Below are 13,616 nucleotides of genomic sequence, written 5' to 3'. Positions count from 1 at the left end.
CCCTGGCCAGATGGCAGACAGATGATGGTGCACTACGCTTCAGGTGATGGCCCACGACTTCGATGTTGGAAAGTTTTGGGCCCCAGTTGATCTCGCGGATCTGGCGAGAACCTGCTACCACGAAGCGATCAGCGGTGCGGCATGCTCTTGTCGCTGCCACTCCTCGGTGAGGCGACCGAGTCGGTGCGGGGTGGCGATGCCGCGCACGCCTGCGATCTTGTCGTCTCGGATCTCCAGGATCGTGACGCCCACCACCCGGTCGTCGAGGGTGGCGAGCATAGCCGGGCAGTTGTTGACGACGGCGGCATGGATCGAGGGGGAGCCGCCGGCGAGTCTGCGCTTGGCCGGGGACGGTTTGAAGCCGGCGCGTACCGCGCGGGCGATCCGCTCGGGCGACGAGTATCGGATCAGCCTGGCGGCCAACACGACTCCGGCGCTGTCGGAGGTTCCCGTCGCGTCATCGGTCAGCAGAGCTATCAAGGGTTCGGTGCGGCCCGAGGCGGCGGCGTTGGCAAAGGCCTCGACGATTCGGCGCGCGGCGGCCTGGTCGGTGTCGGTTCCCTTGCCGGCGGCGGTGATTCGACGGCGGGCTCGGCGGGCGTGCTGCTGGCTCGCGGACTCGGTGATGCCGAGAATCTCGGCTATCTCGGCATGACGGTACGAAAAGGCTTCGCGCAGTACGTAAACGGCGCGTTCGACCGGTGACAGACGCTCCATGAGCATCAGCACCGCCAGGGTCACCGATTCACGCTGCTCGACGGTGTCGGCCGGGCCCAACATCGGGTCGCCGTGCAGGAGCGGTTCGGGCATCCAGGCGCCGACCGCGCGTTCGCGTCGTGCTTGCGCCGAACGCAGCCGGTCCAGCGCTAGGTTGGTGACGATCTTGGTAAGCCAAGCCTCGGGCGCGTCGAGGTACTGCCGGTCGGCGGCCTGCCACCGCAGGAACGCATCCTGCACCGTGTCTTCGGCGTCGGCGGCCGAGCCGAGCAGCCGATAGGCGAGGGAGGCCAGCCGATCGCGGCTGGCCTCGAAACGTGCCACGGTGGCAGTGTCCATCGGCACGAATCTATCGGGCGACCGGCTCGGGCGAGTGCTCTCGGGCGGCGGCCGAGCGGTATTTGTGACTCGGTTTCCCCATGGTCGGGTGACTGATCGCCCAGCCGCTGGTCGCCACGATCGCCGATTTGATCCGGGCCGCCGACCGGCCGCACAGGGCCCCGGGCTTCGCGCGCGCGTCCGCATCGACCAGTTGGAAGATCGCGTCCTTGCGGCCGAGGCTGATGTGGTTGCCGAAATAGGTGAGCGCGGTCGCCTTGATCTTGCGCCCGGTCCGGTCGCCGATGATCGCGGCCGTCGCCTGCGCGCTGGTGTATCCCGCTGAAGCACAGGACATCGGCAGCGGATGACCGTTCTCGCCGATGATGAAGGCGCTGTCACCTGCGACGTAGACCTCCGGGTGCGAGACCGACCGCATCTGCCGGTCGACCGTGATCTGCCCGTTGGGCATAACCTCGAGTCCGCTGGCGGCGGCGATGGGATGGACGGCGAACCCGGCGGCCCACACGGTCGCATCCGAGGCGAAGGCGGTGCCGTCGTCGGCGATCGCCCCCCGCTTCTCGACGCGCGCGATGGTGGTGTGCTCGTGGACCGTGATATCGAATCGGTCGAAGGCGCGCAGCAGGTGACGTCGGGCCTTCGGACCCAGCCAGCCGCCCAGTTCGCCGCTGGTGGCGAGGCTGACCCTGAGTCCAGGACGGGCTTCGGCGATTTCGGTGGCGGTCTCGATTGCGGTCAGGTTACCGCCGACCACCAGCATCGTCCCGCCCTCGCCCAGCTCATCGAGGCGTGCGCGCAGGCGCAGCGCTGCCGGTCGCTGCGCTACATGGAAGGCGTGCTCGGCGACGCCCACAACGCCGTGATCGGCGGCAGTGCTACCGAGCGCGTACAGGAGGGTGTCGTATTCGATCCGGCCGGTGGCATTGCCATCGTCGATGGTGACGGTTTTGTGCGCGGCGTCGACGCTGGTTATCCGGGCCAACCGCAGCCGGATTCCGGTGCCCGCGAACACTTCCGCCAGCGGCCGATGGCGCAGGTCGCGCCCGGCGGCGAGTTGATGCAGGCGCAGCCGCTCGACGAAATCGGGTTCGGCGTTGACGACGGTGATCTCGAAGTCGTCGGAATGCAGTTGGCGGGCCAGGTATCCGGCGGAGAAGGCTCCGGCGTATCCGGCCCCGAGGACGACGATGCGGTGCGGCACGGTTCGCTCCTGTCTGGTTCGGGTGCTCCCTGAACGAGACAGCCCGCGAATTCCTGACAGCATCGGCCGGTGATGTGGATCACTCCCCGGGATTGTCAGAAATCTCGTCGATCCGGTGTCTTGTGCTCGAGCCCGTCGAAGCGAAGGAGACATCTCGGCTATGGACCACACCACCGTCGAGGCGACGGAAACGTTTGTCGCGCATCGCAAACTGCTGTTCACCGTCGCCTACGAGATGCTCGGTTCGGTGACCGACGTCGACGACGTCCTGCAGGAGACCTGGCTGCGCTGGGTTGGCGTCGATGCGGCGCACGTCGACGATCCGCGCGCCTATTTGATTCGGATCACCACCCGGCAGGCGCTCAACCGGCTGCGCTCGATGAAGCGCCGCCGGGAGTCGTATGTGGGTTCGTGGCTGCCGGAACCACTGCTCACCACGCCCGATGTGGCCGCCGATGTCGAACTCTCCGAGAGTGTTTCGATGGCACTGCTGCTCGTCCTCGAGACACTGACCCCGACCGAACGAGCCGTATTCGTCCTGCGGGAAGCATTCGGGGTCGGCTACGACGAGATCGCGGCGGCGGTCGGCAAAACGCCCGCCGCCGTGCACCAGATCGCCCACCGGGCGCGCCGCCACGTCGAGGCGCGCCGCCCGCGCCGCATAGTGACCACGCGAGAGGCCGAGGTGGCGCTCCAAGCCTTCCGGCAGGCGCTCGAGACCCGGAATCTGCAGGGCCTGCTCGACGTGCTCGCCTCCGAGGTGGTGGCGATCAGCGACGGCGGCGGGATCAAGCAGGCCACGCCACGGCCGATTATCGGCGCGGACAAGGTGGCCCGCTTCATTGTCGGCGGCCTCACCAAGAACGGCGTCGCGCTCGCCGTCGAGCCGACCGCGGTCAATGGTGGCCCGGCCCTGGCTCTGCACGTCGACGGCGAACTCGACGGTGTCATCGCGGTGAGCGTCGAAGACGGTCGCATCACCGGCCTCTACTACGTCCGCAATCCCCAAAAGCTGACCCGCATCGACACCGAGACCCCGCTCACCCTGCGATGAGCGCCGGTCACAGTCCCAATGTTCAAGGAGTACAGATGAATACCGCCACCGATGTACCCGCGTCCCGATGGTCGGCGGTGGCAGGAACGGTCCTCCTGCTCACGGCGATCGTCGGTGTCCTGCTCGTCGCCTTCGCCTGGCCCTCAGTACGGTCGTCGGTGCACGATGTGCCGATCGCAGTCGCGGGGCCGCCCACCGCGGTCACTCGGATTCGCACCACATTGGAACAGCGGGTGCCGGGCGGGTTCGAGATAACGGCGGTAGCCGACGCCGCGGCGGCCGAGAAGCTCATCGGTGATCGGCGCGTGTACGGGGCCATCGACCTCAGTTCCGGTGCCCCGCAGGTCATTGTCGCCTCCGCCGCGAGCACCGCGGTCGCGCAGACCCTGCAAGCCATGGCGACCGGCCTCGGCCAAGCGGGCGGTACACCGGTCGCTGTCCGTGATCTCGCGGCGCTGCCCGCCGACGATCCCCGTGGTGCCGGACTGTCCGCGGGCGCGCTGCCTCTGGTGATGGGCGGTCTGCTGGCCGCGGTGCTGTTGACCAGGCTCGTCCACGGCATCGCCCAACGAGCCATCGGCGCGGTCGCTTTCGCGGTCACCGGCGGCCTGACGGTGGCCGCGGTCCTGCAGTTCTGGCTGGGCTCACTGAGCGGGTCCTACCCGGCCAATGCCGGAGCTGTCGGCCTGACCATCGCGGCGACCTCGCTGACCGTTCTCGGGTTGGAATCGCTGCTCGGATACGCCGGAATCGGGATCGGTGCGGTGATCATGATGCTTGTCGGCAACCCCCTTTCGGGTACCGCGACCGCACCGGAGATGCTGCCCGGATGGTCCGGCGCGCTCGGCCAACTGCTGCCGCCGGGGGCCGGAGGCCGACTGCTCCGGTCGACCGCCTTCTTCGACGGCCGCGGCGCGACCCACGCCCTGTTCGTGCTGGTCGCATGGGTCACGTTCGGCGTAATACTGTGCCTGGTCGGCGGATTGCGATCTGCTCGACCGAGTGCCGACGGCGGCCGCTCGCGCATCTCCGGGCGGCAATCCGCAGCGGTGGCACATTCACCTCGTGACCGGTGACCGGCTGAAATGAGCCGGGTCTCCCGGTGTCCGCATCTCGGAGCCCCGGGCCGTGTGCTCGTCATGTGAGGCGCACTACCCTTCATGTGATGGCGCACGAGTCCGCAGCGCTTGTGACAGGACAGCGTTGCCATTCGATCAAGTCCTGAACCTGTGGACCGAGACGGCGTCCGGCGATCGTTGAGCGTGCTGGCTTGACCGAGGAGGTTGGTAGGTATGAACCAATTGGCTGGTGCGACATCGCCTTATCTGCGTCAGCACGCTGATAATCCGGTGCATTGGCGCGAGTGGGATGCCGCAGCGTTGGCGGAGGCGGCAGCGCGGGACGTGCCGATCCTGCTGTCGGTCGGATACGCGAGTTGCCACTGGTGCCATGTGATGGCGCACGAGTCGTTCGAGGATGTGGCGACCGCGGAGTTGATGAATGCGAACTTCGTGTGTGTGAAGGTGGATCGGGAGGAGCGGCCGGATCTCGACGCGGTGTACATGAATGCGACGGTCGCGATGACGGGGCAGGGCGGGTGGCCGATGACCTGCTTTTTGACGCCCGGTGGTGAGCCGTTCTATTGCGGTACCTATTACCCGAAGGTGCCGCGGGGTGGGATGCCCTCATTCACCCAGTTGCTCACCGCGATCGTTGATACCTGGCAGACGAGGCGCGACGAGGTGCATCAGGCGTCGGCTCAGGTGACCGAGGCGCTGCGGGCGCAGGCGGCGGGGCTGCCGGAGGCGGGGGTCACCCTCACCGCGGAACTGCTCGACCATGCCGTCGCGGCGGTGCTGCGCGAGGAGGATCCGAAGTACGGTGGATTCGGTGGTGCGCCGAAGTTTCCGCCCTCGGCATTGCTGGAGGGTTTGCTGCGGGATTATGAACGCACCGGCAAAGCCGAAGTGCTGCAGGCGGTTTCGCGGACGGCCGAGGCGATGGCCCGTGGTGGTATCTACGACCAATTGCGGGGCGGCTTCGCCCGCTACTCGGTGGATGCGGCCTGGGTGGTGCCGCATTTCGAGAAGATGCTCTACGACAACGCGCTGCTGCTGCGCGGCTACGCCCACCTGGCCCGCCGCACCGGGTCCGAGTTCGCGCACCGGATCGCCTGCGAGACAGCGGAATTCCTACTCGACGATCTGGCGACCGGGACGGGTGGCTTCGCCTCGGCGCTGGACGCGGACACGCACCTGGAACCGGGGCGGCCCGGTGTCGAGGGCGCGACCTATGTGTGGACGCCCGCCGAGCTGATGGGCGAGCTCGGCCCGATCGACGGCGCATGGGCCGCAGAGGTTTTCGGTGTGACGACGGGTGGGACCTTCGAACTCGGCACCTCGGTGCTCACCCGGTATCGGGATCCGGAGGACTCCGCGCGCTTCCAGCGAATCCGGTTGACGTTGCGGGCCGTTCGGGACAAGCGCCCGCAGCCCGCACGAGACGACAAGGTGGTCACCGCGTGGAACGGTATGGCGATCACCGCGCTGGCCGAGGCGGGAGCCGCACTCGGACAACAGAATTGGATCGACGCCGCGGCCGGGTGCGCACGCTTCCTGCTGGCCGAGCACGTCGTCGACGGCCGGGTGCGGCGGGCATCGCTCGGCGGTGTCGTCGGCGTCTCACCCGGCATCCTGGAGGATTACGCCTGGTTCACCACCGGCCTGCTCGCGCTGTATCAGGCCACGGGGCAAGCGAATTGGCTGACCGACGCGCAGCGCCTGCTGGATAAGGCGATTCACCATTTCGCCGACCCCGACGCGCCCGGCAGCTGGTTCGACACCGCAGATGACGCCGAGACGCTGGTGGCCCGCCCGCGCGATCCCATCGACGGCGCGACACCCGCGGGCGCGTCGGCGCTGGCCGAGGCCCTGCTGACCGCCTCGGCGGTGAGCGATCCGGAAAACGCCTCCCGCTACCGCGAATTGGCCGATCAGGCCATCGCGCGCGGCGCGGTCATCCTGGCGCGCGCCCCACGGTCGGGCGGCCACTGGCTCACCGTCGCCGAGGCCGCGTTGCGCGGACCGCTGCAGGTGGCCATCGCCACGCCCGAATCCGCCACCGCCGCGGTGACTTCGGTTCCCCGTCTGACGGTCGTGCACGATGCGGCGCGGCCCGCGACCGCTGCGGAACTGCTCGCCGTCGCCCGGGCCGCCGCACCCGGCGGTTCGGTAATCCTCGCCGCCGCACCGGATTCCGCGCCCCTGCTCACCGACCGTCCACTGCACGACGGCGCACCCGCCGCCTACGTCTGCCGCGGTTCGGTCTGTGATTTACCGGTGTCCACCGCCGAGCAACTCCGCGCCTCACTCGCCCGCCCCTAGGTTCTGTCCTCAAAGTCCATCCGGCGCCACCGCAGTCCAGCTTGCCGTCCGGCCGCGTTGTCCTCGCCGATACAACTCCGATATCGGCTTCTCCTCCGCCTTGCCGGGCGACCAGCTGGACTGCGGTTGCATCCGGCCGGACTTTGGGGACAGGCCGGGGAAGCAGCCCGGCCGGCACTGGGCGTCAGAGCCCTACGGTTTCGGATTCGCTGCAGACTATGGCCTCGGCTGTCCGGGTGCGGATCACTCGCGGCCAGTGGGTCCGGCCGCATCGGTAAGCCAAGGCGTTGGCTGTCGCGGCGGCAACGGTTATCAGGACGATGACGAGCAGGGAGATGCTGAAACCCGGCACTGTGTCGAAGGATTGGACGAGAGCGTGCTGGGTATAGGTCATCGGTGCGATCGGATGCAGCCAGCGCAGTGGTGCGGGCAGGGTCTCGATCATCCACACGCCGCCGTAGGAGAAGATCTGAAGCATAAGTGCCGCAAGGGATCCGACGACACCCGCGGTATAGCCGAGGACGGTGAACAGCAGCGATGCGAGCGTGGTGTTCATGATGGTCGCGGCGGTGATGGCGATGACCAGGTGCGGTGTCGAGGCGATTGCCGGTGCCGGTGACAGCGCGTGCCACACGACGGTGCCCAGCACGGCGACAACGGCCAGGCTCGCGATACCGGCGACCGCGGTGCGGCGGGCGGCTACCGCCAGCGGGGGTGCGGGTTCATCGGCTGCGATGAAGCGGTGTGCGCGCATGCACATGAGCACGATGACCGGGACCAGCGCGGTGATCAGGACCATCAGCATGGGTGCCGCGCCGGGCCCACCACCGGGGGCGGGGGCGATGTTGTGCGCCGTGGTACCGATCGGGGTCGATAGCAGTTGCGCCAGGCTGGTTCGACGTTGTGCGTCGCCGAGGTTGCCCATCTGCTCGGCGCCGGATGACAGGCCGTCGGTCAACTGTCCGGCTGAGGCGTCGGCGGTGTGCAGGCCTTGTTGGAGCAGCAGTGCGCCCGCGGCGAGACTGCCGGTGCCGGTATCCAATTGGTGTAGGCCAGTGGCCAGGCGGTTCGCGCCGTCGCTGACCTGGCCGCCGCCGGTGACGAGTTGGTCGAGGCCACTGCGATAGGTGGCCTTGGGATCGGTGAGCTGGTCGGCGATTTGATGGCTGCCTGCCCGCAGCTGCCGTAACCCGTTCAGCAGGGCGGTGATCTGATCGAGTGTGCCGGACGGTAGCTGTCCGGCGAGGTCGTTGAGGGTCTTCGCGAGTCCGGTGGCATCCACCGCGTTGACGAGTTGGTCCGTGCCGGCCGCGACCCGCTGCGCACCGGCACCGAGTTGATCTGTGCCTGTTTGCAATCCGCTCAGGCCGGCGGCGAGCGTGGCTGCTCCGGCGGCGAGCTGATCTCCACCGGCGACGGCTTCGGCTACACCCGGTGCGAGTTGGGTGCGGACTCCTTCGGCGAGAGTGTCCGCGCCGGTGGCCAATTGGCTCAGCCCATCGTGCAGCTGGGTGGATCCGCCTGCGGCCGTGCGGATTCCAGCGCCGAGTCCGTCCAGCCCCGACAGCAAGGTCCCCACGGTCCGGGTCGCGATGCCCTCGAGTACGGCGGAGTTGATGGCCGACATGGCCCGTGCCCCGATATTCGAGGCCATGAGCGTGGTGCGATCGTTGTAGGTGACGGTGATCAGTGCGGGCGCCGTCGACGTGGTGCCGATGCTGGCCAGCGTCCGGCTGAAGTCTGCGGGGATCTCGACTGCGAAGTAATAGCGGCCCGAGGATATGCCCGTCATAGCCTCGTCGTGGTCGACGACGTGAAAGTCCAATGCATGCGAGGCCAACAGATTTCGGGTGACGTCGGCCCCGGCGGTGAAGGTGGTCGAGCCCTGCTGAGCGGGTTGATCGAGATCGACCAGCGCCACCGGCATCCGGTTCAGGGTGTCGGTGGGATTCCACATCGTCCACATGTACAGCGCAAGCGCCACGAGCGGTGTGGTGACTACCACCGCAAGGAACATTCGCGCGGCCCGGGTCCGATGCCACCGGGACACCTCGGTCGGCGGAGCCGATCGGAGACGACGAAAACGATGGTGACCGTTGAGGATTCGTGATGGCCGGGTAAGCGTCATAGCCGTGCTTTCCGATCGGAGGTGACCAGGAAAGTAGCCGATGAATGTCAACTGGTCAAACCAGTTGACATTCAACTGGTTTGACGCCTAACTTGGCGTCGTGGACATCGCACCCATCACTCGGACGGCGGTCTCCGACGTCGTCTACACCCGGATCGTCGAGGAAATCCTCAGCGGACGCATCGCCCCGGGCGATTCGCTACCGTCCGAACGCGAACTGTCCCTGTCGTTTCAGGTGAATCGGCACGCGATTCGCGAGGCGCTCAAACGTATTCGGCAAACGGGTCTGATCCAGATCAGTCAGGGCGGTCGGACGCGTGTCTCGGACTGGCGCGAAAATGCCGGCCTCGACACCTTGAGTGCGGTGGTGGCCGCGGGTGTCGTGCCACCGCTCGAGCTGCTGCGGGACGTCGTCGTCATGCAGCGCTCGATCGGCGCCGACGCGGCGCGCCAATGCGCTGTCAATGCGTCCGACGAGCAACTCGAAGATGTCATGGCGGCGGCGCGTGCCTACCCCGAGCAGGGCACGGCCGTGGATTTCGCGCTCGCCGACACCCGGTTCTGGATCGCGGTGATCGAAGGAACCGGGAACATCGTCTACCGGCTCGCACACAATTCACTGATCAGCGCTTTCAGTGCGATCAACTTGCCCGTGGTGACGGAGTGGCCCGTGAACGAGTTCACCGACCGAGCCAGCCGCATGGCGCTCGCGGAGATAATCGCCGACCGTGACGCGGAAAAGGCCCGCAGTTATGCCGATCGGTTGCTCACGGACTTCGTCACCAGATTCGAATCAGCTGCCCGCGGAGAATGATCCATCATGTTCGACCTGATCCAGGCCGCGATTCCTGTATTCGTTGTCGTCATGGTTCTGGAGATGCTTTCGTATCATTTCCTGCCGGATGACGACGAACTCGGCTACGAACCACGCGACACCCGCACCAGCCTCACCATGGGCATCGGCAATGTGCTGATCGGCATCGGATGGGGTGCGGTGGTGGTCACCACCTATGCGGGCCTGTATCTGATCGCACCGGTGCATCTGCCCGCGAGTAATCCGCTGACCTGGGTCGCGATATTTGTGGCCGATGAATTGGCGTACTACTGGTATCACCGCACCCATCACACGATCCGGGTGTTCTGGGCCTCGCATGTCGTGCATCATTCGAGCATGCGGTACAACCTGTCCACCGCACTTCGACAGACCTGGACACCATTCACGGCGCTGCCGTTCACGGCACCATTGGCGCTGATGGGCTTCGCGCCCTGGATGATCGGATTGCAGGGGTCGATCAGCCTGCTCTATCAATTCTTCATCCATACCGAGCGAATCGGAAAGCTGTGGCGCCCTATCGAATTCGTCATGAACACGCCCTCGCACCATCGTGTGCACCATGGTTCGAACTCGCGGTACCTGGACAAGAACTACGGCGGCATCCTCATCATCTGGGACCGGTTGTTCGGCACCTTCGAGCCCGAGCGTGAACGCGTGACCTACGGCCTGACCAAGAACATCCACACCGAGAACCCGCTGCGCGTGGCTACCCACGAATTCGCCGCGATCGGCCGGGACCTCCGATCCAGCCGCAGTTGGGGCGATGCGTTCGGCTATATATTTCGCGGCCCGGGATGGAGCCCGACGGTTTCGAGTTCGGAGAACCGGTGACCGACACCCGTACCTCCCGGCTCGCCCGAATATTTCTTCTGGTCGCCGCCACCGCATTCCTGCTGATCGGTATCAATTCAATGCTCCGCCCTGCCGCGATGGCAGCCGGGGGTGGCCTCACCACCACGACGACCGCCGGACTGAGCGAAATCCGCGCCAACTACGGCGGAATGCACCTGACCATCGCAGCATTCCTCGGACTCGGTGCCCTCTGGCCGCCCGCCCGCCCACACGCACTGTCGCTCGTCGCGGTGGTGTGTGGTGGATTGGTCCTCGGTCGCCTGGTCGGCATCGCCGTCGACGGTATTCCGCCGACAGGCACGCTGCTGCTGTCGGCCATCGAGACCACGGCCACCGCCATCAGCTGTCTGCTGCTGCACCATACGCGCCGGACACCGCTGGCTTTCGGTGAAGCGCGGGGCCACTAAGGTCTCGGCGTGCCCTATACGAGCCCGGTAGACGTATTCCTCCTGCTCACCCGAGGCGATCTGGTGCTGCTGGCGCGGCGCAGGAACACCGGTTATGCCGACGGCATGTGGAATATGCCGTCGGGGAAGCTGGAGGACGGTGAGGATGTGGTCGCCGCAGTCCTGCGCGAGGCGTTCGAAGAGATCGGAATCGTATTGTCCCGCAACGATATTCGCATGGTGACGGCGCTGCACTATCGCTCGGCGAGCGGGCGGGGGCGGGTCGGATTCGTCTTTCGCGCCGAGAGCTGGCCCGGCGAGCCGTACAACCGGGAGCTCGAGAAGTGTTCGGAGCTCGGCTGGTTCCCGCTCGACGACCTGCCCGCCGACACCGAGCCGTACACCGTCGCCGGTATCGGCCTGTACCGCGGCGGTGCACATTTCGGGCTCGCGGGTTGGAGTTGACACACTCGGCGGCCCGCCTCGGACGAATATTCGATGGCTCGCGTCGCTCCTGGTGCGGCACAGTGGTGCGATGACCGAACCCAGCAGGGCATTGTTGATCGGCGGCCGGTCGGGTGTCGGCAAGAGCAGCGTTGGCGTCGAAATTCACGTGCGACTTTCGGCCGCGGGCGTTCGGCACTGCCTGATCGAGGGCGACAACCTCGACCTGGCGTATCCGGATCCCGGGAAATACGGTCTGGCGGAACGGAATCTGGCCGCGATGTGGGCCAACTACCGGGCGCTCGGCTACCGGCGAATGGTCTACACGAACACCGCGAGCGTATTCGCCGATGTCACAGAGCAATTGGCGGCCGCGATGGGCGACCGTCCGCAGATCACCGCGATCCTGCTGACCTGCACCGACGAAACCGCTCGAAAACGCTTGGCGCAGCGCGAAATCGGCACCGCCTTCGAGGAGCATGTCGAGCGCGGCGCGGCGATGGCCCGCCGGTTGGCTACGTCCGCGCCGGAGCGGGCGCATCGGGTCGTGACCGACGGCCGCACGGTCGCCGAGATCGCGGCCGATGTGATCAGCCGGTCCGGCTGGCTGCCGTAATCGGTTCCCCGATGGCACGAGTGTGCACAGCGCGGCGGTATCAATGCGGCGAGTCGGTTGATTGCGCTGTGGTGGTACGGGTTTCGACCGGATCGATCGCCGACCGGGCAGCCCCGTCCACATCGGTCCAGCATTGCGTCGGCACCGGCATACCGCGCAGCGGAATCGTCCGGTACAGCTCCCATTTCACCCGTTCGTGCGGCGCGGCCGCATCGATTACCGCCTGGCTCACCAGGATTCGCCGCGGCACCTCCTTGGCCTCGGCGGTGAGCCGGGCCGCCTCGTTCACCGCGTCGCCGATCACCGTGTACTCCAGCCGCGTGTCGCTGCCGACGTCACCGGCGAAGACCCGCCCGCGGGCCACCCCGATCCCGATATCGAGTTCGCCGATGGCCACCACCTCGTCGCGGATCCGCCGGGCGGCCCGCAGCGCGGGAGTCGCGTTGTCCCGCAAGGCGATCGGCGCGCCGAAGATACACAGCGCCGCATCGCCCTCGAACTTGTTGACCAGCCCGTTGTTCTCCTCGGTCGCCGCGACGACGATCGCGAGCAGGCGGTTGAGTTTGGCGACGAACTCCTGTGGCGGCAGCCCGGTCGAGAGCGCGACCGACCCGGTGACGTCGACGAACAGCGCCGAAACCACCCGCACGTCACCGGTCAGGTCCAGCCCGCCCGCGAGCGCCCGCTCGGCCACCTCGGCCCCGACGTGGCGGCCGAACACATCGCGCATCCGCTCCCGTTCGCGCAGGTTCGCGGCGAGCTCGTTGACCGAATTCTCCAGCCGCCCGACCTCGCTCGCGCTGCCGACCGGCACCCGAACATCCAACTCGCCCTTGGTGATCCGGTCCAGCGCCCGGCGCAGCGTGCGCATCGGCGCGGCCACCGCGCGGGCCAGGAACGCGGTGGCGAGCGCGCCGACCGAGATGCCGACGGCGGCCAGGTAGATCGCGGCCCGAATCCGGTCGGACGCGCGGGCCGCCGGATCCGCGAGCACCACGATCAGCATGAGCAACGGCATCGCCCCCGACACCGCCCAGGTGAGGACCACCCGCGCCAGCACCGACGAACTCCAGTGCATGGTCGCGCCGAGCACCCCGGCGACCACCGGGATGGTCGGGCGGATCAGCCGGTCGACGATCAGGAAGGTGAGCGCGGCCGATTCCAGCCCGCCGAGGGTGAACAGCGCGGTAGTGACCGCCGGATCGTTGTCGGTGCTCAGATGCGCGAAGATCGCGGACGCGACGATCACGCCGGGCAACCAGAGCGCGAGCGCCCTGATGGTGATGGCGAGCGGCAACCGCAGCAGGCGGCGAGCTTCCTCAGGGTCGGGTTTGCGGCCCGCGTCCAGCCAACCGAAATAGCTGGTGCGGTCGCGCACGGCCAACCAGACGCCGACGAGGAAGCCGACCACCGGGTAGATGCCGACGAAGGTCATGGCGCGCAACCAGTCCGGCCCGAGCCTGCCGAGGAACCCGTTGAGCCACAGCTGGATGACGATCACCCCGAGGCCGCCGACGTTCGCGGTGATCACCACCGCTGCCAGCCCGATCCGCGCGCGCAGCGCCCAGACGATGAGCCGGGTGATCCGGATGTTCGTCCACTCGATCACGAACAACATCCGGTTATGGTTCGTGCCGGTCGGCCGCCGAAGGGGAGCACGC

12 protein-coding genes are annotated in these 13,616 nt (G+C 67.2%); 8 read left to right on the top strand and 4 right to left on the bottom strand.

The genetic code is table 11. From position 1 onward, the window contains the following. Nucleotides 1-114: 114 nt before the first annotated feature. Together LGY53_RS03730 and LGY53_RS03725 are read right to left on the bottom strand one after the other, a co-directional pair. A complete protein-coding gene (locus LGY53_RS03730) occupies nt 115-1,056 on the bottom strand; it encodes a sigma-70 family RNA polymerase sigma factor (RefSeq protein ID WP_225725197.1) in 942 nt (313 codons plus the stop codon). 10 nt (nt 1,057-1,066) lie between these two features. Beyond that, nucleotides 1,067-2,257: an FAD-dependent oxidoreductase gene (locus LGY53_RS03725; RefSeq protein WP_225725196.1), complete on the bottom strand. Its 1,191-nt coding sequence runs from the start codon at nt 2,255-2,257 to the stop codon at nt 1,067-1,069. Between the two features lie 160 nt (nt 2,258-2,417). Here LGY53_RS03725 and LGY53_RS03720 point away from each other — a divergent pair, with 160 nt between their 5' ends. The 3 genes from LGY53_RS03720 to LGY53_RS03710 all read left to right on the top strand — a co-directional run bounded on the left by LGY53_RS03720 (nt 2,418) and on the right by LGY53_RS03710 (nt 6,694). Beyond that, nucleotides 2,418-3,311 (top strand): RNA polymerase sigma-70 factor, encoded by an 894-nt coding sequence (locus LGY53_RS03720; RefSeq protein ID WP_225725195.1) that lies wholly within the window; start codon nt 2,418-2,420, stop codon nt 3,309-3,311. Nucleotides 3,312-3,346: 35 nt separating this feature from the next. Beyond that, nucleotides 3,347-4,387 (top strand): hypothetical protein, encoded by a 1,041-nt coding sequence (locus LGY53_RS03715; RefSeq protein WP_225725194.1) that lies wholly within the window; start codon nt 3,347-3,349, stop codon nt 4,385-4,387. Nucleotides 4,388-4,603: 216 nt separating this feature from the next. Beyond that, nucleotides 4,604-6,694 (top strand): thioredoxin domain-containing protein, encoded by a 2,091-nt coding sequence (locus LGY53_RS03710; RefSeq protein WP_225725193.1) that lies wholly within the window; start codon nt 4,604-4,606, stop codon nt 6,692-6,694. Between the two features lie 184 nt (nt 6,695-6,878). Here LGY53_RS03710 and LGY53_RS03705 read toward each other — a convergent pair whose 3' ends face one another. Then, entirely contained in the window at nt 6,879-8,822 is a 1,944-nt protein-coding gene (locus LGY53_RS03705; RefSeq protein ID WP_225725192.1) for a YhgE/Pip domain-containing protein, read from the bottom strand. A 100-nt stretch (nt 8,823-8,922) separates the two neighbouring features. Here LGY53_RS03705 and LGY53_RS44040 point away from each other — a divergent pair, with 100 nt between their 5' ends. From LGY53_RS44040 to LGY53_RS03680, 5 genes are all read left to right on the top strand, one after another. Next, complete coding sequence (locus LGY53_RS44040; protein ID WP_225725191.1) at nt 8,923-9,636, top strand: FadR/GntR family transcriptional regulator; 714 nt, start codon at nt 8,923-8,925, stop codon at nt 9,634-9,636. 6 nt (nt 9,637-9,642) lie between these two features. Next, on the top strand, nt 9,643-10,488 hold the full coding sequence (locus LGY53_RS03695) for a sterol desaturase family protein (RefSeq protein WP_225725190.1): 846 nt from the start codon (nt 9,643-9,645) through the stop codon (nt 10,486-10,488). Beyond that, nucleotides 10,485-10,916 carry a DUF4345 domain-containing protein gene (locus LGY53_RS03690; RefSeq protein ID WP_225725189.1) on the top strand — a complete coding sequence of 144 codons (432 nt, stop codon included), beginning with the start codon at nt 10,485-10,487 and terminating at the stop codon, nt 10,914-10,916. Before LGY53_RS03695 ends, LGY53_RS03690 begins: the two co-directional genes overlap by 4 nt. A gap of 9 nt (nt 10,917-10,925) precedes the next feature. After that, a complete protein-coding gene (locus LGY53_RS03685; RefSeq protein ID WP_225725188.1) occupies nt 10,926-11,360 on the top strand; it encodes an NUDIX domain-containing protein in 435 nt (144 codons plus the stop codon). A 70-nt stretch (nt 11,361-11,430) separates the two neighbouring features. After that, nucleotides 11,431-11,955, top strand: a complete 525-nt coding sequence (locus tag LGY53_RS03680) for an ATPase (RefSeq protein WP_225725187.1) — start codon at nt 11,431-11,433, stop codon at nt 11,953-11,955. A 40-nt stretch (nt 11,956-11,995) separates the two neighbouring features. On the opposite strand, the gene LGY53_RS03675 is transcribed toward LGY53_RS03680, so the two are convergent. After that, the gene (locus tag LGY53_RS03675) at nt 11,996-13,573 is read right to left on the bottom strand and encodes an adenylate/guanylate cyclase domain-containing protein (protein ID WP_225725186.1); all 1,578 of its coding nucleotides are present in this window, start codon (nt 13,571-13,573) and stop codon (nt 11,996-11,998) included. Between the last annotated feature and the right edge of the window lie 43 nt (nt 13,574-13,616).

Origin of the sequence: Nocardia sp. JCM 34519.1, from assembly GCF_020361265.1 — a bacterium.
In the GTDB taxonomy this organism is placed as follows: domain Bacteria; phylum Actinomycetota; class Actinomycetes; order Mycobacteriales; family Mycobacteriaceae; genus Nocardia; species Nocardia arthritidis_A.
The sequence above is the reverse complement of the archived record's forward strand: the minus strand, read 5'-3'. Positions and strand labels throughout refer to the sequence as shown.